This window comes from Westiellopsis prolifica IICB1, from assembly GCF_004323185.1.
In the GTDB taxonomy this organism is placed as follows: Bacteria; Cyanobacteriota; Cyanobacteriia; order Cyanobacteriales; family Nostocaceae; genus Pelatocladus; species Pelatocladus prolificus_A.
This window is the reverse complement of the sequence record NZ_NAPS01000001.1, coordinates 1,310,687-1,331,843: the sequence shown is the minus strand read 5'-3', so window position 1 is coordinate 1,331,843 and position 21,157 is coordinate 1,310,687. Positions and strand designations below refer to the sequence as shown.

Below are 21,157 nucleotides of genomic sequence, written 5' to 3'. Positions count from 1 at the left end.
ACGGAGACTGGACTCACCAACCATCAACAACCAACAATAATTATGCAAAAATCACCAAGTAGAAGAAGATATAAAAAACCTCCGAAGACAGAATCACAAAAGCCAGGACGTCAGAGAACAAGACGAAGATTTCTACCTGCGTTTATCTTGAGTACCCAACCGCAAACACCCAATCTTAAATTCCGATTGCTAATTGTTTGGGCGGTATTAATTGTTGCTGGATTGGGACTGAGTCTGAAATTGTATAATTTGCAAATTGCACAAGGGCCGAAGCTGAAGGAGAAAGCGCGAAACCAACAAATGGTAAATTTGCGACCTTTTGTACCTCGTCGCCAAGTCATAGACCGCAATCGAACTGTACTGGCCATAGACCGACCAGTGTATACTGTCTACGCCCATCCCAAACTATTTAGCAAATCTAACCAAAAAGTTGCAGAAGTTCTGGCGCCAATCGTCGATAAAGACGTTACTGAATTAAAAAATAAATTTGATAGTAAGAAAAGTGGTATTTTACTGTCATCGGCAATGCCTGAAGAAATTGCTAATCAGATTTTTGGATTGCGCCTCAATGGTTTAGAATTGATTCAAAAATACTCTCGATTTTATCCCCAACAAGATTTAGTGGCAGAAGTAGTTGGGTATGTTGATCTTGATCGTCGGGGTCAAGCAGGGGTGGAATATAGTCAAGAGAAATTATTAGAACGTTCCGTTCAAGCAGTGCGCTTGAGTCGAACTGGTAATGGTTCGTTGATGCCAGATTATGCGCCGGATGGATTTCCTCATTCTGATGACCTACAATTACAATTGACAATTGATAGCCGCTTGCAACGAATCGCTCGTACTGCACTCAAAGCACAGATGGATAAGTATAGTGCTAAACGTGGAGCGGTAATTGTCATGGATGCTTGGGATGGTTCCTTACTCGCATTAGCTTCTTTACCTAGCTACAATCCCAATGAGTATTCTAAAGCTGATATTTCGCTGTTCAAAAACTGGACTGTAGCTGATCTTTATGAACCCGGTTCTACTTTTAAGCCTCTCAATGTTGCGATCGCTCTCGAAAATGGTGTAATTACAGCTAATGATACTTTTAATGATTCAGGTTCAATTCAAGTAGGCGATCGCACCATCAAAAATGCCGAGAACAAAAGCTACGGACGTATTAATATCGCCCAGATTCTTCAACATTCTAGTAACATCGGCATGGTGCAAATTATCCAACGTTTGCAAGCTTCTGTCTACTACGGTTGGTTAGAAAAACTAGGACTAGGACAAGCTGTGTCTACAGATTTGCCGTTTATCGTAGCTAGTCAACTCAAAAGTCAAGAAAAATTTATCGCTTCACCCATCGAACCTGCAACGACTTCCTTTGGTCAAGGCTTTTCCCTAACACCATTGCAACTGGTACAAATCCAGGGAGCATTAGCCAATGGTGGAAAGTTAGTCACACCCCATGTAATCAAGGGTCTGGTAGATAGCAAAAATCAAACGCATTATACACCAAAAAGACCCGAACCACGACAAATTTTTTCAGCCATGACCACCCAACAAGTAGTAGAGATGATGGAAACAGTTGTGGATGAAGGAAGCGGAAAACTCTCACGCATACCAGGTTATCGGATCGCAGGCAAAACTGGCACAGCCCAAATAGCAGGTCGTTCTGGAGGCTATGTAACTGGTGCATATGTTACTAGTTTTTTAGGCATAATGCCAGTAGAAGCACCTAGATATGTAGTATTAGCCCTAGTAGACGAACCCAGAGGAATCAACACATATGGTAGTACTGTCGCCGCACCCATAGCAAAAGCAGTCATGGAAGCATTAATTACCATCGAGCAGATTCCACCAAGTCAAGCAAATAGGCAATAGTCATTGGGGATCAGGGATCGGGGATCGGGGATTGGGGATCGGGGATTGGGNATTGGGGATTGGGGATCGGGGATTGGGCATTGGGCATTGGGCATTGGGCATTGGGCATTGGTTATTCTCCTTTGTCTCCCTGCTAAGAGCTCCCTGCTAAGAGCTTCCTTGTCTCCCCACACTCCCCACACTCCCCCTTGAGTAGAATATTTGAACTACTGCTTAATATTTTCTTTATGACTGGAGAAAGAGGTAGAAAAAACTACTAAATGAGAACCTAAGTTTATAGGAAATGTGAGTCATCAACACTGATTGTAAAGCAATTAGATCATTCATGCAAAGCAACTTAGTAGAATTTTCTCCCAGTGCAAAAGTGGGAGAAAATGAGTTTATGGGAGTAACAAAAGCTACTGATTATCAATCTGCTGAACAACAATTTAGAGAATTGCTGGCAATAGATAATTTAGACAAAAAACTGGAGAAAGAACCTACACTCAGAAGTGAGTTTGAAAATGCACTTTTTGTGGCGATTAACGCCGCTTACCAAAATCAATCTAGTGATGATGCGGCTCATTGCTTTCTTCAACGTATACTTTACCGAATAAATCGCCTAAATTTATTTTGGTATGACGATTTACGGTACTATATCAATGAGCGATCGCTCTATTTATCTCAGGTACGGAATCAAATAGAAACTGCTTGGCAAGCATGGGAACTTGCCCAAATCGATGTGGTAGGATTGCAAAAATTGGATGTTAAGCAAGCACTCATTGATCGTGCTGCTGAAGATTTAGATCCACCACTATCTCTAGAAAGCCGTTATCTACGTGAACAAATGAGTCAGGCTGGCTATCGATATTTGCTAGCTATTGCTTCATTTGACGGCTTAGTTGAAGGTAGTCGGCTTTCCCGCATTCTTGGTGGTACTGCGAATGAAGTGCAATGTACACTCATACGAGTATTACTAGAAGAATACGGCAATGGTCGCCTCTCGCGCAAGCATTCAACATTTTTTGCTCAAATGCTCAATGAGTTCGGCATGAATACCGAACCGGAAGGATATTTTGATTTAGTACCTTGGCAAGTATTAGCTTGTGCCAACCACAACTTTTTGATGACAGAATGCAAGCGTCATTATCTGCGTTACGGTGGTGGATTAACATACTTTGAAGTGGCTGGTCCTGCGGCTTACAGAAATTATCTTGCAGCAGCGCAACGACTGGGATTATCGGATGCAGCGATGGGTTATTGGGAGTTGCATATCCGTGAAGATGAACGTCATGGTCGTTGGATGTTAGATGATGTGGCTTTACCTTTAGCAGATATGTACCCTGGACTGGCGTGGGAAATAGTTTTGGGGTACGACCAAGAAAAAATTATGAGCGATCGCGCTGCTAAAGCTGTTGTGCAAGCAATACGTCAAGCAGAACAAACAGATTTTTAGAATTCATCACTTGATATTACTCACATTTTTGCAAGTAGGTAAAGCATATGCCTTACCTACACATACTCTATTGCACATACTCTCACACACCAATGAAAGAAATATTTTTTTGCCCAGAAGAATCTAACTTCTACTCAAATTGTTTAGAAAATTTTGCTCTGAGAAATTGTAAAAAATCTGAATGTATAGTTGAGTTTGGCTCAGGAGATGGTAGTCCAGTCATTAATTCTCTACTGAGGAATAAATTTGATGGGATGATCCAAGGATTTGAATTAAATACCTCTGCTTGGAAAGTTGCCAATTCAACAATTGACGAATACAATCTTGCTAACAAATACGTCATTCACAACTCATCTTTTTTTGGATCATCTCAGCCAGAAGCGGAGTATTTAGTTGCCAATCCACCCTATATTCCTGCACCAGATAATGATATTTACATGCCACTGTTATTTGGTGGTATAGATGGAGCTACAGTAACCAATGAACTTTTGTCACTTGGCTATGAAAATGTTGTGCTTTTAATCTCTAGCTTTTCTAATCCCAAAAGTACAGTAGACCATGCTAAAGCTAACGGTTACTGTGTAAGTAATTTTCTAATTTTACCCTTGCAATTTGGCTATTACAGCTCTGAACCCAAAGTCAAAAAACACATCGAAGAGTTACGCAAGCAGAAAATAGCATTTTACTCTGGCAATTATTACTTCTTGGCTGGTGTTTTATTCCAAAAATGTCAAGAAGTAAAAGTTGATTTATCTGATGAATTAATTCAAGCAATGACAAGCTTGTAACATTATCTCTTTAATGTTTGCACAGAACAAAATTTAGCCGTAGACATACTGCTTTTCGGTTACAGAAAAGCAAACATAACCCATCAGCAGATGTCTGCGAATGATACACACCCTAATGCTGTTAAGCTTAATAATCAACAATTAATGTCTTGAGAGTCATCTTATTAACAATATATAGCAATAAACAAGCGTATTTACAAAACATAATAATTACTAGATTCAGGAAAAAAGTGAAATGTAGAGCGATCGCATGATTGCAACTTCATTCATTCAGCATTAAGCAAAACATCAAAACTCAGTATATTTTATTAGTAATCTTATCATTCAAAATCCATAAAGTAGAGTTTAGAAATAATCTAAACAACGCTGTTTGTATTAAGTACCTCTTATAAATTTCTTATATGCTTCTTATGTGTTTATTGTACATTCACTTTGAAATTGCTATTAACCAACGATTTTGAAGTTTTTCAAAGGCATTAATATATAATGCTTTTTCAAAAACTCTTTAGGATTGCTACAAATTCAAAACACTGAGAATATAAAGAGGCAATATGACAACAATAAGTCTTTCTCAAAAACTATTGTTAAAATTGCAACGTAGGCTTTTCGATTATTTAGAGTTAGCTATTAAAAAGCCTGATTATCTTTTCATGTTTTGCTTTAGTCGGATTCATTTGGTACGTTATTTTATACAATTCGTTTTCAAAGAAAAAACGATTTTTAGATATGAAGGTAATTCTGTTTTTGAAGATGTTGAAGTAAATTATATTGTTGATACCCTCAAAAAAGAGGGTATATATTTAGGTCTGAAATTGCCTGAAAATATCTTGAAGGAAATAATAGACTGTTCTAAAAATATAACTTACTTCGGTAATGCTAACTTACAATTCAGTTTTGAACTGACTGAAAAACAGAAGCAAGAAAAGAGACAAGAAAAAGACTTTATAACTGGTTATAGTTTCGATATTGCTTCACTTTGTCCGGCTGTTAAAAAACTGGAAAATGATCCAAAGTTATGGTCAATTGCTACTAAATATTTTGAGAAAAAGCCTGCCAATGTAATAAGTAAAATGTGGTGGACATTTCCTCAAGAAAAAGAAGTGGAGGAGCGTGCTAGAGGCTTTTTTAGCTTCCATTATGATTTGGAAGATTATTGGTGCTTAAAATTTATGTTTTATTTAACAAATGTTGATATATACAGTGGTCCTCATGTCTGTGTTAAAAGTAGCCATAAAAGAAAAAAGCTTAACCATCAGTTTTCCTTACTCCGAGAAACAGATGACAACGATATTATTAGCTATTATGGTTCGGAAAATGTTCTCACTATTTGCGAACAAGCAGGGGTTGGATTTGTAGAAGACCCATTTTGTTTTCATAAGGGAACTATTCCTCTTCAAAAAGAAAGATTAATCTTAGAAGTAAAATTTACCCTGCATAATTATGAAACAATACCATAATTAGATAAACCACTAGGCATAAATCACAGAGCTATTTCAGCCCAGATATAAACAGCCGTAAACTAAAGTTTAGGGCTGTGTCGTTTAATTCCGTGAAAACAGAATAAATTACGACTACAATAATGTTTGTGTACATATTTGTCGCTCATACGAAATTCTTGTAGAGACGTAGCATTGCTACGTCTCTACATAAGCGTGAATTATAAATTCATATCTTGATTCAGCAACACCTAAAAGGGAACCGGGAACTGATAAAATGACTTAATTCGCGACAGGTTCTAACAACTGAATGTTAGAAAAGATAAATTCTTGAGTTGATGGTTGTTTTTTGGTATCGGTGCTGATAAAGCGACGATTCATAATCAAGTAATTACCAACCTTTTCGTATTGATCGTCGAATTCACTTCTACCACCTTTTTGTTCACCTGTTTGCGGGTCGTGGTATACGGAATCATAAGTGTGAGGTAAGTAGCCTTCCGCAGTTTCATGAACGCTAAAGGTGTTGATTGTGACAACAACGCCGTGGATATGGCGGTGAACCAGGCTAACTATATTATTGCGGACTTTGTATTTGTCACCTACTGACTTACCACCAAGTATAATTTCAACTGCGCCTGTTTCATCAGTGTCACCATAGCTAAAAGTATTTGCACCGTGGGTTTCTTCAAAGGTGCGACGGACACGATGAACAGCTATTTCCCAAGCTTGATTATTAATCGCCTGTTTGGCTTGCTCATCTTCTACATCAAACACTTCTGCTTTGAGATTGGGGTTAATGCGAATTTTACCTGTAAACACCTGGTCATCTTGTTTGTAAGTGATATCTGCGGTGTAGCCAGGAAAATTTTTATCCCAAGTGTATCGGTTTTCGTAGGCAGCGCGGAAGAGTTCTTGAGCAGATACTTGTGTTGCAGTCACTGGTTTCTCCTATATTGGTTAGATTATGTTAGTTTTTTAGCTTTGCTGCTATTAGTTAGCATAGAAGTAATTCTCAAGCCCGCCTAGTCCCCAAGTGGGTACACTCTATGGTTAGTTCTCTCCACAGTTTACTTGATGCGATCGCCAAAACTAATAATGAACAAGAACTGCAACTTGCTGTCAAGAACACTGTCGGCAAGCATTTTGGTGTCGAACGTTGGGGTCTATATCTCTCGGATGACCTGTCTACAGCAGAAAATATAGAAGTGCAAAAAATTCCAGAGGTCTGTTTAGAAGGAAATCCGATTGGGCGCTATGTAGTTGAACGCCATGCACCTGCCCATGAACAATTGATTTTAGCACCAGGAGACTGGCAAGATATTTGTCCACGCCATGATCACGCCCACGTCATGAGTGGGCCGATTGTCTGTGACGGGCGTTTGGTGGGAACACTCAATCTCGCCCGTGCTGATGGTCATCCTCCTTTTGACGCCAACGATTTAGCTGATTTGAGTGCTTTGTGTTTACATGTGTCAGCCAAACTTGCAACTTTAAGGGCGAAACCCAAAACCTTTAATTCTCCGTTAGTTGGTCGTCTCACACCACGAGAGTTAGAAATTGCTGAGTTGGTAGCGCAGGGGTTAACCAATGGGGAAATTGGCGAAAAGCTGTTTATTACTCAAAATTCGGTGAAGCAAGCGTTGAAAAGGATGTTTCGTAAGCTGGGGGTTTCGGCGCGAGCTGAGATGGTGGCGAAGTTGCAGGATGTGATGGGTTAGTAGAGGTTTGAAAGAAAACAGGCTCCAAACATCTGACATCTATTGCCTTATAGGGAAATCTCGATAGAGTATTTATCCATGCCTTTCCTAATAATCGCTATTTGAGAATACTTAGAAGTTGTAGCCAACACCTACTAACAACCCTACATCAGTTTCGTCAATAAAACTGACATTTACCCCACCCGTTGCTGTAATCTGTGGAGATAAAGGCACATCTACACCGCCAGAAATTAACGCTCCTACTGTGCTATCTCTACCTGTAGAAATTGCCACACCACCACCAATATAAGGCGCTACATTTACTTGAGTGATTTCCAAATTTTCTTGAGGAAAATCTACGGTTAGTGGAACGAGAAAGACTGTGTTATCTCCAACTAAAGCAGCAGGACGTGCAGATAAATTTTGTGCGAGTCCGATTTTGCTAATCACAGCAAAAGAACCTTCACCTAAGCGTGTATCACCAGTCAAACCAATGTTACCGCCAACACCGATATAGCTAGAACCAGAACGAGTGGCTCTACCAGGCTGAATAGTTTGAGCTACTTTCTCAGATTGAGTTGCTGACGGAATTTGTGTGGTTTGAGATTGTGTTAATTCTGTAGTCAAGGCAGATGCAGAAGTAAGAGCATTAACGGAATTTTCACTTACTTGTCCTAACTGGTTGGCTGTTAGATTGGTAACAGAACTGGCTTGATTAACAGAAGTAGAATTTATATTTTCTGCACTAGCTGGCAGAGTGCTACCAATAACAGCCACACTAGCAAGAGTTAATAAAGTAGAAGTGCGCTTGAAAAAAGTAAGATTCATGATATGCTTTCCTTTTCATTCTTTTATCTCTAGTATTGACAACAAAAGTGAATAGAAAGTGACAAATATGAAAAGACTGCTTCTAATGTAAGTAGATATTTTAGTTCACAATAATTTTTTATTGAAAAATATAATTTAGATACAAAATAATTACCAAATCTAATATTTTTAGTCTTTCTTCTGTTAGATTTTAGGACTAAAAGTTTTCTACCTTTGGTTAGAAAAATCCTTTAATTATCAAAAAATATTATAATTGGTCATGAACTTTGTTCATTTTGACTATGGGGTGCTTTAACGAACTGTAGTAATCTTCAAGATTGTATGGCTAAACTTTCCAACGAGTTAGAACGCTTTTTTTTTGAAACAGAACAAGCTTCTCAAGTTAAGCTAGCAGATATTTTGCTGCTGGCAAAGGAACGAATATTTGGGTTTTTACTTGTAATTCTATCTTTGCCTTCAGCTTTACCAATACCAGCACCTGGTTATTCTGTCCCTTTCGGTATCCTAATTTTTTTACTAGCGATACAACTTATTGCAGGTTCCAAAACTCCGTGGTTACCACAGCGGATGGTAAATCATCCAATTAAATTGGAAACAGTCCAAGGATTTTTGAAAAAAGGAATTCCGGGGTTGCGAAGAATTGAAGCGATCGCTCGTCCGCGTCTCGTCTATATATGCGTTTCTTTACCAGGTAGAGTTGTCATAGGTAGTGCGATCGCCTTAATGGCAATTTCGATGATGATTCCCATTCCTGGAACTAACACCCTACCTGCAATAGGAATTTTCGTTACTAGTTTTGGTTTGCTGGAAGATGATGGTGCTATTAGTCTGGGTGGTTTAATCCTTTGTCTAATGGGAGGTATTCTAACTACTTCGATTCTAATTGGAGTAATTTGGGGTGGTTCTAGCCTACTTGATTACATCAAGATTTGGTTAAGTCGTTAAAAAGAAACTATTTGGTGCTCATGTTTGGGGTGGGGTTATAAATCTCTTCTTTATTAAAATGATTGCAGTTTCATCACCAAAATGAAATATGCTGTAAGCATTCAAACGAACTTGATTATAGGTTTTGGGATTAAATTAGAAGACTTTTAAATATCTTTTACTGGTTATCTATGTTTCAACGAGTTTTGATTTGCACAGATTTTTCTGATGGTTTACACCGTCTCACGCATTTTGTTTCTAGTCTTGCGCTTGCGGGAATCAAGCAAATTGTTTTTCTGCACGCTGTTCCATTGTGGGAAAAAGGCATTATTCCACGAGCCGATACTGAGAAAATAGAACAAGCTCAAACCCGATTGACCAAAACTGTTGGTGAAAGTCCTAATGATGTAGAAGTAAAAATAGAAGTTCAATCGGGAAAGGCTGTGGAAATCATCCTTAAGGTTACCCAAACCTATCAGTCCCAATTGATTATACTGGGTTCTCAAAGTCGCAACTTACTCACTGAAAAATTGGTGGGTAGTACAATGGCTGACTTGTCTCACAAAACAACGATTCCTCTTTTGGTACTGCGTCCTCAGTTAATCTCTACTTATACTTCTGAGGAATTAACACTCCGTTGTCAGCACCTTTTTCGGTCTTTGCTACTTCCCTACAACGATACTCAAGCGGCGAATTATCTGGTGCAACAGGTGAAGCAATTAGCTCAACAACAATCTGATAGATATCTACAACAGTGTACGCTATGCTGGGTATTAGAAGATACTGGTCGCCATGAATTACCAAAGAAAATCTTACCACAGCAGGCAGGGCAAACTCTATCTCAGATTAAAGCTGATTTGCAGAGAGTAAATTTACAAGTGGAGACAGAAGTTCGTGAAGGACACTGTGTGACTCAGATTTTAGAGGCGGCTACAATGGCAGATATTAGTGCGATCGCAGTGTCTTCAGGAACCATAGGTAAACTCCAAGAATGGTTGGTTTCCAGTTTTGCGGCGGAATTATTGCGTTATAGCTGGTATCCTGTACTCTTTTTTCCACCCCAACGTGGATAATCATGATTAAGTACAGCTTTGCTTGACACTCCTCAGCATGACGGCTGAGGATTCTTGCTTCATCCGTCCTCCCTAGAAACCTGAATACAAAGTATTCAAATCTCCCCGTTTGGATACGTCCACAAGCTTAGACGGACTATGCTTGAGGTACGTTTGCCTCTATGTAAGGTACGGGAAATAAATTCCTCTCTCCGTTTCAAAATCAGCGAACGCACAGTATTAAGTTTGCCAATAATATTAGCAAAATACGATCGCATCCTCACACCTAGACGCGATCGCTCTATTTTATCGTTTGTAGTAAGCGCTTTAGCGCTTCAATATTTTACAAACAACTAGTCTTAGGTTACAGCATAAGCACCAGAAAAGACTTTTGCTTGCTTTGATTTCACGTAAACGCGTTGACCCTCTTGTAACTCAAGCTTGCGGAACTGTTCTCGACTAAGAAATGCATTGATTCTTTCGCCAGATTGCAAAGCTAACTCGGCTCGAATTTCCCAACCTAGATGAATGATGCGGTCAACAATCACAGAGGTCGTCTCGTCGCTTGCTTCTATTTCAATTAATACATCATGGGGACGTAAAAATACTTTGTCGCTGGGAGAAACTCTACCTCTGTTGGGTGCAATACCTACATTACCAGGTAAAACATTCACTGGTCCAATAAAGCTCATCACAAAGGGTGTAGCTGGGTTGTCATAGATGTAAGCTGGGCTACCAACTTGTTCGATTCGTCCCTGATTCATCACCACGATTTCGTCTGCAACTTCCATTGCTTCTTCTTGGTCATGGGTGACAAATACAGTAGTGACATGGACTTCGGAATGCAGATTACGTAACCAGGCGCGTAAATCCTTGCGGACTTTGGCGTCTAATGCTCCAAAAGGTTCATCCAATAATAGAATACGTGGTTGCACAGCTAGCGCCCGTGCTAAAGCTACCCGTTGTCGTTGACCCCCGGAAAGCTGAGAAGGATAGCGATCGCCAAATCCTTTTAACTGTACTAATTCCAAAAGTTCCTCAACTCGTTGGCGAGTACGTTGTTTGTTAGCTTTGCGAAGTTCCATTGCAAAGGCGATATTCTCTCGCACTGTCAGGTGTTTAAACAGCGCGTAATGTTGAAAAACAAAGCCAATGTTACGTTCCTGGACGCTGCGATGAGTAGCATTTTCGCCCACTAACCAAATTTGACCCGCATCTGGTATTTCCAAACCAGCAATCATCCGTAGTAAGGTGGATTTTCCAGAACCAGAAGGTCCCAGTAATGCTACCAGAGACCCGGTTTTAATTTCCAAACTTACATCGTCAACTGCACGGAAATTCCCATAGTGCTTGGAAACATTTTCTACTGCAATGCCCATAATTTATCTATCTTGCTTAAGTATCTGTATACGTAATTCTAACTACTGTTTGTCTAGCAGTATTTAGTATTTTAATAAAAAACTAAATTTTACTGTATTGCTTAATACAAAATTCTCGATATAAATATTTTGTAAGATAGATTGTAAAAATCAATTTAGTATGTGTTCGGGCTTTGTTTGAAAATCTTAAAAAACAATCCCCAATCCCCAATCCCCAATCCCCGATCCCCAATCCCCAATCCCATTTGTAATTTTGATTACAGTTATTTGTTACAAAAAAGTTATCTATCGGGAGATTCACTATTGGAGTATTTATTAGATAAATTGCTAGGGAGTTGTTGTGTTTCTTGCAAGTGAAGGTTAGTCCTTCATGAAAATCCTGTTAGTTGAAGACGATTTATCTATATGTGAATTTCTCTCCAGCACACTGACCGCCTATCGATACACAGTCGATATTGCAACGGACGGTAAACTTGGTTTGGAATTAGCTCTTCAAGGAGAGTATTGTGTGATCTTGCTTGATGTTATGCTTCCCAGACTCGATGGGTTGAGCATATGTCGTCAATTACGCGATCGCAGGTGTCAAACTCCAATCCTCATGTTGACAGCAAAAGGCTCAGATGAAGATATTATCATGGGTCTGGATGTGGGAGCAGACGATTATGTCACCAAGCCTTGCGAACCTTCTCAACTTATAGCGCGAGTTCGTGCTTTGTCGCGTCGTCAAGTCAATGCAATGTCTTACTCAGTATTGATGTGGGGAAATTTGTGTCTCGATCCAAACTTGATACAAGTAACCTATAAGCAACAACTCATTGGTATTAGTCCCAAGGAATATAGCTTACTGGAGCTTTTTTTACGGCATCCTCAACGGATCTTCAGCCGTAGCAACATTATTGATCATCTCTGGTCAATTGATGAATCCCCCACAGATGCTGCGGTGACGAACTTGATCAAAGACCTGCGACGTAAACTCAAAAGTGCAGGGATGATGGAGGAACTAATTGAGACGGTGTATCGCTTGGGATATCGGTTAAAGGTAGCGCCACAGAAAGATACACAACAGCAAGAGGAAGCACAAACAAAACAACACCAAACAAGTAATCCAGAGCAAGAAGGCTTAGTATTGATTGAGGAAGCTACACAGGATTTTCAGGCTTCCTTACCAGAACGAATTAAAGTTTTGGAAACCGCTGCGCGATCGCTCCAAATTGATAATATCGATTCTGTACAACGACAGCGTGTCACAGAGGAAGCACACCGATTAGCAGGTGCTTTAGGGACGTTTGGATATATCAAAGGCTCAGATTTAGCGCGAGCGATAGAACACCTATTTAGTGAGCAATCCGAGTTGGGAGAGCAGCAATTTACCCAATTTCTCCAATTGCTAGCACAGTTGCAGCAAGAAATTGCCAAGCCACCTGTTTCTCCCACAATCCCAAATATACCAACAGTTGGTATGCCTTTGGTATTGGTGATTGATGATGATCATTCCTTCACCGAGTCATTGCGCCAAGCTGCACCAATACGAGGACTACAATTAGAGGTGATTGCTGAGGAGTCAACTGCATTGGAGCAAGTAGCGAGTAATCCTCCCAATGTGATGATACTCAGTCTGAATCCTGCTTCTATGCCAGCCAAGATAACTCTATTAGAAAAGTTAAAACTACATTTTCCTGGGATTCCAGTGCTGACCTTGGCTGAACAAGATTGTTTAGATACTCGAATTAGGATTGCGAGTTTGGCAAGTGAGGGTTGTCTTCTCAAATCCACAACAACAGACGAAATTTTTGAGGCGATCGCTCAATTTCTTCCACCAACCACCCCACCCAATTCTAGAGTCATGATTGTTGATGATGACCCAGTGCAGTTGAAAACACTAGCACTTCTGTTACAACCTTGGGGATTCGAGGTGACATGTGTTGGTAATCCGGAGCAGTTTTGGCAAGTGCTAACTTCTACTGAGCCTGATCTGTTGCTGTTAGACTTGGAAATGCCTACTTTTAATGGTATTGAACTATGTCGTGTGGTGCGACAAGATTTAAAATATAGAGATTTATCAATCATTGTTGTTACTGCTCACACTGGTATTGACTCCATTCAACAAGTGTTTGCAGCTGGAGCAGATGAATTTATTAGTAAGCCGATTGTTGGTCCAGAATTGGTAACTCGTGTGTTGAGTCGGATTGAGGGAGCTTCGCGAGTACAAGGCGCAAGATTAACCCGTATGCAGCAACAACTGCTGCGATGTCAGCAACAGCAATTGCAAATATCTCAACGACAAGCCAAGATTGATTCATTAACTCAAGTTGCAACTCGTTACCATTGTGATGAATTTCTTGAACGAGAATGGCAACGTCTGATCTATAAACAAACTTCACTCTGTTTAATTATCTGCGATATTGATCATTTCCAGACTTATAACGATCGCTATGGCTATCAAGCCGCAAATAGTTGTTTGCAACAAGTAGCTAATACAATTCGCCAATGCATTGACCCTAGTCATGATCTATTGGCACGCTCCGGAGGAGATGAATTTATGATTGTTTTGTCTGATACAGGGTTGGTTGGGGCGTTGCAGCTCGTAGAGCGAATTCAGCAAGCGATCGCAACTCTCAAAATTCCTCATCAATCCCCTTCTACTAATGGTTATATGACATTAAGTTTAGGAATCACAGGTTGTATACCAAGTCAAGATAGATCTTATCAAGATTTGATTGCGATCGCCAAACAAGCTCTTTATATTGCAAAAGCAAGAGGATTTAATACCTATTGTTTATATCCGTTGTAAATTAAAAATATAAGTTAAAAAAATGTACTTTTTAGTTTCCCTATATGATCAATCATTCTTTGATGATATGAGAAAGCGGATTTATCCGTGGAATCAGTCCAAAATCTAAAATCGAATGACCTATCATTCCTTGATGATATGAGAAAGCGGATTTATCCGTGGAATCAATCCAAAATCTAAAATCCAAAAGCCAAAATCCTGTTAGAGGATGGCTATAACAACCTAATTCTAGAAAAGCGCCAACTTCCTGGTGTATCAAATAGTTAAGTGAACATGATTACATTCTTATCACACTTAATCGTTGAGGCAGATAAAGCGCGAGTTTTGGGTCAAGTAATTGCAGCAGAAGAATATTATGAGCAAGCGATTGACGCAGCAAAAGCAAATGGTTCTTTAGAAGAAGAAGCTTTGGCGTATGAATTAGCCGCTAAGTATTACCTAGAACGCGGTAGACCAAGGTTTGCTCAGAATTACATGAAAGAGTCACACTCTGCTTACAAGCGCTTGGATGCAACAGCAAAGGTAAAAGAGTTAGAAACAAAATATCCACAGCTACTATTTGAATTATCATCAGCCAACAGCAACACTTCTACCTGCTCCACCAGCCCCAAAATGAGTAGTATCTCATCAGAAGGAGCCTTGGAATCGCTAGAGGCTGTTATTAGAGCAAATATAGCTATTTCGAGTGAAATTGAACTTGAACGGCTACTTAGAGTCTTAATAAAAATCCTGATTGAGAATGCTGACGCACAAACAGGCTATTTAATTTTGCCTTCCCCAACAAATTTAGAAAATGGCGAAGAATGGAAAATTGCAGCCTCTGGCATTATAGATACTGAAGCCAGCGATAATACTTTGGGAAAACCTGTCTTCAAAATCGGTGTGCAGTCTCTTCCCATTGATGATCATCTCCCGACATCAATCATTAATTATGTGATCCACACTCTGGAAAATGTAGTTGTGGATGATGCTAGCTGTGAGGGCAAATTTATCCATGATCCCTATATCCAACAACATCAAACTAAATCGATATTATGTGCGCCACTGCTCAATCAAGACAAACTGATTGGAATAGTATATCTGGAAAATAATCTAACTAATGGAGTATTTACAAAAACGCAATTAAATACATTACAGCTATTATTTACACAGGCAGCAATTTCGATTCATAATGCCAAAATATTTAGCCAATTGCGTGAGAATGAAAAACAATTAAGCGTCAGGGAGAAGCGAGTAAATCAGATTCTGAATGTCATGCCCATTGCGGTAACTGCACATGATACTACTGGAAGATACATTTATAGTAATCTGAAAGCACAGCAATTGGTTGGGATTAAAGCTCCACTCGAAATTAAAACAGAGCAACTGTCAGAGGTTTTTCAAGTTTATCAAGCAGGAACTGACCAGCTTTACCCCATCAATCAACTGCCTGTTGTACGCACTTTTGCAGGGGAATCGGTGAAGATTAATGATATGGAATTGCGTCAAGATGATAAAACTATTCCTCTGGAAGTTTTGACAGTTCCAATTTTTGATGAAACAGGCGCAATTATTTATGCGATCGCGGCTTTTAGTGACATCACCGAACGCAAACAAGCTCAAAAACTCTTAGCCGACTACAATCAAACTCTCGAAACTCAAATTGCAGAACGGACAGAAAAACTTCAGCAGCAAAACGAAATTTTACAAGCTTTGTTTGACCACATTCCTGTGATGTTGAAACTTCGTGATCAAACAGATCAAACATTAGTCATTAACCGAGAATATGAGCGGGTTCTTGGTTGGACTTTAGATGATCTGCGAGACATTGACTGGTTAGCAAAATGCTATCCTGATACCGAACAACGTCAACAAATCAGAGAACATATTGAAGCAGCGACTGGAAAATGGCAGGATTTCAGAACTAGGTGTCGGGATGGTCGTTACGTAGATACAACCTGGGCAAACATTCGCCTCAGTACAGGTCAAATAATTGGTATTGGACAAGATATCAGCGATCGCAAGCAACTAGAAAAAGCTTTGCAAGCATCACAAGCGAAACTCAACGATATTCTCAACTCCGCAGGTGCTTCAATCGGCAGTTTTCGCGTTTACCCTGACCGTAGTTGGGACAGAGAGTATCACTCCCTGGGTTGTGAAAACATTTTTGGTTATACTCCCCAGGAATTAACCCCGGAACTTTGGTTATCACGAGTTCCTTCAGAAGATTTGACAGTCATTAGTGAACAAGCTTTTGCAGCGATCGCTCAAGAACAACCAACCACACTGGAGTATCGCTTTTATCACAAAAATAGCTCTCTGCGCTGGATTGCAGACACCTTAACCTCTCGTTGGGATCAAGCAGGGGGTTGCTGGATTGTCACTATGGTTGGAGTTGATATTACTGCTCGCAAACAAGCTGAAATGGCCTTGCAAGAAAGCGAACAGTTTTTACGGAGTATATATGAAGGCACAGCAGCAGCGATTTTTATCGTTGATGTCCTAGAAGATGGCAGGTTTCGTTATGTTGACATTAACCCCGCCCATGAGTGGATGTCTGGACTTTTATCCTCAGAAATGGCTGGTAAAACCCCTGAGCAAATTTTCCCACCAGAGGATGCACAGGTGATTAATGCTAGGTTTGTTGCTTGCACCACAACCGGCCAACGCATCACTTATGAAGAACGTCTGGAAATTAAAGGCAAAGAAACTTGGTGGATTAATGTTTTAACTCCAATTTATACGGAAAATGGACAAATTTATCGTTTGATAGGCAGTTGTTTCAACATCACAAGACGCAAGAAATTGGAGTATTCTCTGCGATCGCAAGCAGATCAAGAACACTTGCTCGGTACCATTACCCAGCATATCCGCCAATCACTGGATTTGGAGCAAATTCTGGCAACTACAGTGGTTGAGGTTCAAAGAACTCTCCAGGCTGATCGAGCATTAATTTTTCGCCTAAATCAGGATGGTTCGGGACAGGTGATTAAGGAAGCTGTTGTTCCAGAGTATCCGATGACAAATCAGATGCATTGGACTGATGAATGTTTTCCAGATGACTGCTATGAATACTATCGCCAAGGAAATGCCCGTATTTTACCAGATGTGGCAAAGGATCAGTGGTCAGATTGTTTAGTTGAGTTTATGCAACAAATCGGCGTCAAATCTAAAGTGGTTGCACCCATTATTCAAACCTTAGAAGACTCCTCAACCAGGGTTTGGGGGTTGCTCATAGTTCACGCCTGTTCTAATTATCGCCACTGGCGAGCATCTGAAGCAGAGTTTTTGCAGCAAATCAGTAATCAGTTAGCGATCGCCCTTCATCAAGCAAATCTCTATAATCATTTGCAAACTGAACTAGCTGAACACAAACAGACTGAAGCCGCTTTGCGCCAAAATCAAGCTCATCTGGCCATGGCTCAAAAAGTCTCCCAAATCGGTAGTTGGGAATTTCATGTCAACAGCCAGAAGATTAGTTGCTCACAAACAACATTTCATCAGTGGGGAATAGAACCAGTCAAAGGTGAACCAAGCTTTAGTGAACTGCTTGAAAGAGTTCATCTTGAGGATCGAGAGGTTCTACAACAAAAGGTTGAACAGGCGATTACCAACGGAATTTCCTATGCTTTTGATCTACGAATTATGCGACCGGATGGTTCAATTCGTTACCTAGATTCTCGTGCAGAACCTGTGTTAAATGCACAAGGGCAAGTAATACAGCTAATTGGCACATCACTAGATATCACCGAACGCAAGCAAGCAGAGGAGTATTTGCGTGAGAGCGAAGAACGATTCCGTAAAGCTTTTGATGCTGCACCAATTGGTGTAGCACTAGTTTCACCCCAAGGACAATTCCTCATGGTGAATCATTCCCTATGCGAAATTGTTGGATACACCGAAGCAGAAATGCTCAATCTCACCATGATGGAAATCACCCATCCCGATGATTTAGAGGCTGATTTAGAACTCATGCAAAAATTGTTGGCGAATGAGATTCGTGTTTATCAGGTGGAGAAACGATATTTGCACAATCGAGGAAATACGATCCATACTCTGTTAAATGTATCACTTGTCAGACATCAACACGGAGAACCACTGTATTTTATTGCTCAAATTCAAGATATTAGCGATCGCTACGAAGTGGATCGGATCAAAAATGAATTTATTTCTATTGTGAGTCACGAACTCCGCACCCCATTAACAGCTATTCGCGGTGCTGTGGGAATTTTAGAAACGGGTGTCTTTGATCATGAACCCGAACAAGCCAGAGAAATGTTGCAAATAGCTTTTAATAATAGCGATCGCCTCGTGCGTTTGGTGAACGATATTCTTGATCTCGAACGACTAGAGTCTGGCAAAATTCAACTTGTGACGGAAACATGCGAGACCGCTAATTTAGTAAAGCAAGCAATTGAGACTGTGCAAGCGATGGCTAACGAAGCGGGCGTTAAAATTTTTGTTATGGTTCCAAATATGCAAATTTCGGCAGCAGCAGACTCAATTATTCAAACATTAATCAATTTGTTAAGTAATGCTATTAAGTTCTCACCCGCGGGTGGCACTGTTTGGTTGAGTGCAGAGTTGGTGAGTCCAGAAGAAGAGGGGTCTCTTATACACATCTAGAGGGAGATGGGGGAGATGGGGGAGATGGGGGATATGGGGGACAAATTGCTCCTGTGTCTCCCGTGTCCCCCATCTCTGCCAAGATCCTATTTAAAGTCCGCGATCAGGGACGTGGTATTCCTCCAGAAAAGCTGGAAAGCATTTTTGGACGCTTTCAGCAAGTTGATGTCTCTGATCGTCGTCAAAAAAGAGGAACTGGGCTAGGATTAGCCATCTGCAAGAACATTGTTCAGCAACACGGTGGATGTATTTGGGTAGAGAGTGTGTTAGGAGAAGGAAGTACGTTTTATTTCACATTGCCGATCACTAGGGAGGAGGCATGAACAAACGTATCCTAGTTGTAGATGACGAAAAAGATATTCGTAGAGTGGTTCAAATCTCCCTAGAAAAATTTGCAGGTTGGAAAGTAATCTTAGCTGAGTCAGGAGAAGAAGCGTTACTCAAAGCTAAGATTCACAAATCCATAGATGCTATTCTCTTAGATGTGTCGATGCCTGAGATGGATGGATTTCAGGTTTTTGATCGCCTGCGCTCGAATGTCGCAACAGAATCTATTCCAGTGATCTTGCTTACAGCTAAAGTGTTACCGAGCGATCGCCAACGCTTTGACAAAATGGGAGTTGCTGGTGTCATTACCAAACCGTTTGATCCCATGACTGTCTGGAAACAATTGACTGATATTTTGGACTGGTAGTAGTTCACCAAATTGATTTTGATAGGTGAGCCAGATCCCGGACTTTTTTGAAAAGTCCGGGATCTGATACCATTTCAAATACCGCTTATATCAAGTATTTTGCGGAATTATACAACCAAACCATAAACTTTACCGAATACTCATCATATATATTATGTAATAATATATATTAGGCACTCTTATAGAGTGCTTATAAATTTCTTACTTTTGGGTTTTATGCTCTGTGTTGAGTGAGTTCAATCTTGGAAAAGCCCAGTGTCGGAGTGTAATCTCTCTTCCAAATATGCTTTTAGGTGCGCTCTTGAACGCCCTAAAGTTAATTTAATCATGCCCCGTAAACTTATTTTGCTCATCGATCACGAAGTTTCTATCCGAGCGATTTTACAAGTTTGCTTAAATCGTCTTGGTGGTTGGGATGTACTATCAGTTTCCTCTCTTCATCAAGGGCTTGAAGTTTTAACGATTAAAGAAGCATTATTACTCAGAAAACCTGATGCTATTGTTCTGGATGTGCCAATGCTGCAAACAGACAGTCTTGGGATTATCCAAGAATTTATCACACATCCACAAATTAATGATATTCCAATTATTTTAGTCACTGCAAAAGCAAGCTGGTTTTCGCGTCAACAATTGCAACAGATGAATATTGTTGGAGCGATCGCCAAGCCTTTTAACCCGATCCAATTACCAGAACAAATAGCTGAACTACTCAAATGGAAATCTGAGTAAAGTTAAAATATCTGGATGATTATTTCAGAATAATACTATTCTTGTCTTGGCTATTGTTTTATTAATTACTTATTTGCTGCTTATTTTTTGCTGCTAAATTAAGCATATATTTGGAATATCAGATTTTTAAACTGTCCCTTAGTTAATTGATTTGCTAGGTGGAATTAACTTGATATATGACAGTTTAGAGATGTTTTTCATGCAAACTCAGAAATAAATACATTTCATAAATTTAATTAGGAATATCCGCAATGGACAAGCTGATTTCATCTTTTAACAAAGTAACTGAAAAATTTTTTTGTAACAGCGAGGAGACGCAAAAGCAATTTCTGCATGATTTCCTAGACAAAGAGAATATTAATGATTGCGATTACTGTACTCAACAGGTAACGGTTGATCTTATTCAAGAATATAAAGATGATGCTGAGTTACTAAGCATTTTCCAGCAGGCGGTGCTTATGCGGATACGCAACACAAACAAGACTACAGGTAAAGCCAACACTCGCTAGTTTAAACAATAAAACAACTAAGGAACGGGGTGATGGAGTGATATATTCTCCCTGTCAGCCTCTAACAGCATTTTAGATTGCGGATTGATTACCAGGATTTATCCGCTTTCTTTTACCCTGCTCGAAATTATCGATTATTTTGTCATTAAGCCCTAAACTATATCAACATTATTTCAACATCAAGTATCATATATTTGCTATCTTAGATCGGAATAGAGGTTGTCACTAATACCTCGATCATTAAAAACTTAAGTTAAATATTAAAATGACTATCTTCACTAGTAAAGACTTTTCTAATAAGAGATACTTGATTAAAAAGTAAATTGAAATTGTTTAGCAAACTCCGAACTAAAAATCAGTTTGAGGTGGAACCTACGAAACAAGCTAACACATTGACGATATTGCAGATTGGCGCTAGGAT

At 39.8% G+C, this 21,157-nt stretch carries 16 protein-coding genes; 13 read left to right on the top strand and 3 right to left on the bottom strand.

Features of this window, described 5'->3' with window-relative positions:
- Positions 1 to 42 precede the first annotated feature (42 nt).
- The 4 genes from B4U84_RS05670 (at position 43) to B4U84_RS05655 (ending at position 5,549) form a co-directional block, all read left to right on the top strand.
- A complete protein-coding gene (locus tag B4U84_RS05670; protein ID WP_131116030.1) occupies positions 43 to 1,869 on the top strand; it encodes a peptidoglycan D,D-transpeptidase FtsI family protein in 1,827 nt (608 codons plus the stop codon).
- 325 nt (positions 1,870 to 2,194) lie between these two features.
- Positions 2,195 to 3,304: an iron-containing redox enzyme family protein gene (locus tag B4U84_RS05665; RefSeq protein ID WP_131116028.1), complete on the top strand. Its 1,110-nt coding sequence runs from the start codon at positions 2,195 to 2,197 to the stop codon at positions 3,302 to 3,304.
- A gap of 92 nt (positions 3,305 to 3,396) precedes the next feature.
- Positions 3,397 to 4,092, top strand: a complete 696-nt coding sequence (locus tag B4U84_RS05660) for a class I SAM-dependent methyltransferase (protein ID WP_044451460.1) — start codon at positions 3,397 to 3,399, stop codon at positions 4,090 to 4,092.
- Between the two features lie 551 nt (positions 4,093 to 4,643).
- Entirely contained in the window at positions 4,644 to 5,549 is a 906-nt protein-coding gene (locus B4U84_RS05655) for a hypothetical protein (RefSeq protein WP_131116026.1), read from the top strand.
- 261 nt (positions 5,550 to 5,810) lie between these two features.
- Here B4U84_RS05655 and B4U84_RS05650 read toward each other — a convergent pair whose 3' ends face one another.
- Positions 5,811 to 6,467 carry a DUF3386 domain-containing protein gene (locus tag B4U84_RS05650; RefSeq protein ID WP_017309329.1) on the bottom strand — a complete coding sequence of 219 codons (657 nt, stop codon included), beginning with the start codon at positions 6,465 to 6,467 and terminating at the stop codon, positions 5,811 to 5,813.
- 107 nt (positions 6,468 to 6,574) lie between these two features.
- On the opposite strand from B4U84_RS05650, the gene B4U84_RS05645 reads away from it, so the two are divergent.
- Positions 6,575 to 7,246, top strand: a complete 672-nt coding sequence (locus B4U84_RS05645) for a LuxR C-terminal-related transcriptional regulator (RefSeq protein WP_017309330.1) — start codon at positions 6,575 to 6,577, stop codon at positions 7,244 to 7,246.
- Between the two features lie 111 nt (positions 7,247 to 7,357).
- Here B4U84_RS05645 and B4U84_RS05640 read toward each other — a convergent pair whose 3' ends face one another.
- Positions 7,358 to 8,053, bottom strand: coding sequence for a hypothetical protein (locus tag B4U84_RS05640; protein ID WP_131116024.1), 696 nt, complete (start codon positions 8,051 to 8,053; stop codon positions 7,358 to 7,360).
- A gap of 321 nt (positions 8,054 to 8,374) precedes the next feature.
- On the opposite strand from B4U84_RS05640, the gene B4U84_RS05635 reads away from it, so the two are divergent.
- Complete coding sequence (locus B4U84_RS05635) at positions 8,375 to 8,998, top strand: exopolysaccharide biosynthesis protein (protein WP_017309332.1); 624 nt, start codon at positions 8,375 to 8,377, stop codon at positions 8,996 to 8,998.
- 170 nt (positions 8,999 to 9,168) lie between these two features.
- Positions 9,169 to 10,050 (top strand): universal stress protein, encoded by an 882-nt coding sequence (locus B4U84_RS05630; RefSeq protein ID WP_017309333.1) that lies wholly within the window; start codon positions 9,169 to 9,171, stop codon positions 10,048 to 10,050.
- Between the two features lie 338 nt (positions 10,051 to 10,388).
- Here the strand turns inward: B4U84_RS05630 and B4U84_RS05620 are convergent, their stop codons facing one another.
- The gene (locus B4U84_RS05620) at positions 10,389 to 11,408 is read right to left on the bottom strand and encodes a sulfate/molybdate ABC transporter ATP-binding protein (protein ID WP_017309334.1); all 1,020 of its coding nucleotides are present in this window, start codon (positions 11,406 to 11,408) and stop codon (positions 10,389 to 10,391) included.
- A 370-nt stretch (positions 11,409 to 11,778) separates the two neighbouring features.
- Here B4U84_RS05620 and B4U84_RS05615 point away from each other — a divergent pair, with 370 nt between their 5' ends.
- The 6 genes from B4U84_RS05615 (at position 11,779) to B4U84_RS05595 (ending at position 20,736) form a co-directional block, all read left to right on the top strand.
- Positions 11,779 to 14,199, top strand: coding sequence for a response regulator (locus B4U84_RS05615; RefSeq protein ID WP_131116020.1), 2,421 nt, complete (start codon positions 11,779 to 11,781; stop codon positions 14,197 to 14,199).
- Between the two features lie 273 nt (positions 14,200 to 14,472).
- On the top strand, positions 14,473 to 18,804 hold the full coding sequence (locus B4U84_RS05610; RefSeq protein ID WP_242677547.1) for a PAS domain S-box protein: 4,332 nt from the start codon (positions 14,473 to 14,475) through the stop codon (positions 18,802 to 18,804).
- Between the two features lie 53 nt (positions 18,805 to 18,857).
- Entirely contained in the window at positions 18,858 to 19,127 is a 270-nt protein-coding gene (locus B4U84_RS31475; RefSeq protein ID WP_242677546.1) for an ATP-binding protein, read from the top strand.
- Complete coding sequence (locus B4U84_RS05605; RefSeq protein WP_131116018.1) at positions 19,124 to 19,498, top strand: response regulator; 375 nt, start codon at positions 19,124 to 19,126, stop codon at positions 19,496 to 19,498. Before B4U84_RS31475 ends, B4U84_RS05605 begins: the two co-directional genes overlap by 4 nt.
- A 327-nt stretch (positions 19,499 to 19,825) precedes the next feature.
- Positions 19,826 to 20,227: a response regulator gene (locus B4U84_RS05600; RefSeq protein ID WP_131116016.1), complete on the top strand. Its 402-nt coding sequence runs from the start codon at positions 19,826 to 19,828 to the stop codon at positions 20,225 to 20,227.
- A gap of 251 nt (positions 20,228 to 20,478) precedes the next feature.
- Complete coding sequence (locus B4U84_RS05595) at positions 20,479 to 20,736, top strand: hypothetical protein (RefSeq protein ID WP_017309340.1); 258 nt, start codon at positions 20,479 to 20,481, stop codon at positions 20,734 to 20,736.
- Positions 20,737 to 21,157: the final 421 nt, after the last annotated feature.

Excerpts from the sequence above, each read along its gene's own strand:
- B4U84_RS05670 (WP_131116030.1), top strand. The coding sequence starts at position 43 with ATGCAAAAATCACCAAGTAGAAGAAGATATAAAAAACCTCCGAAGACA.
- B4U84_RS05665 (WP_131116028.1), top strand. The coding sequence starts at position 2,195 with ATGCAAAGCAACTTAGTAGAATTTTCTCCCAGTGCAAAAGTGGGAGAA.
- B4U84_RS05660 (WP_044451460.1), top strand. The coding sequence starts at position 3,397 with ATGAAAGAAATATTTTTTTGCCCAGAAGAATCTAACTTCTACTCAAAT.
- B4U84_RS05655 (WP_131116026.1), top strand. The coding sequence starts at position 4,644 with ATGACAACAATAAGTCTTTCTCAAAAACTATTGTTAAAATTGCAACGT.
- B4U84_RS05645 (WP_017309330.1), top strand. The coding sequence starts at position 6,575 with ATGGTTAGTTCTCTCCACAGTTTACTTGATGCGATCGCCAAAACTAAT.
- B4U84_RS05640 (WP_131116024.1), bottom strand. The coding sequence starts at position 8,053 with ATGAATCTTACTTTTTTCAAGCGCACTTCTACTTTATTAACTCTTGCT.
- B4U84_RS05635 (WP_017309332.1), top strand. The coding sequence starts at position 8,375 with ATGGCTAAACTTTCCAACGAGTTAGAACGCTTTTTTTTTGAAACAGAA.
- B4U84_RS05630 (WP_017309333.1), top strand. The coding sequence starts at position 9,169 with ATGTTTCAACGAGTTTTGATTTGCACAGATTTTTCTGATGGTTTACAC.
- B4U84_RS05620 (WP_017309334.1), bottom strand. The coding sequence starts at position 11,408 with ATGGGCATTGCAGTAGAAAATGTTTCCAAGCACTATGGGAATTTCCGT.
- B4U84_RS05615 (WP_131116020.1), top strand. The coding sequence starts at position 11,779 with ATGAAAATCCTGTTAGTTGAAGACGATTTATCTATATGTGAATTTCTC.
- B4U84_RS05610 (WP_242677547.1), top strand. The coding sequence starts at position 14,473 with ATGATTACATTCTTATCACACTTAATCGTTGAGGCAGATAAAGCGCGA.
- B4U84_RS05605 (WP_131116018.1), top strand. The coding sequence starts at position 19,124 with ATGAACAAACGTATCCTAGTTGTAGATGACGAAAAAGATATTCGTAGA.
- B4U84_RS05600 (WP_131116016.1), top strand. The coding sequence starts at position 19,826 with ATGCCCCGTAAACTTATTTTGCTCATCGATCACGAAGTTTCTATCCGA.
- B4U84_RS05595 (WP_017309340.1), top strand. The coding sequence starts at position 20,479 with ATGGACAAGCTGATTTCATCTTTTAACAAAGTAACTGAAAAATTTTTT.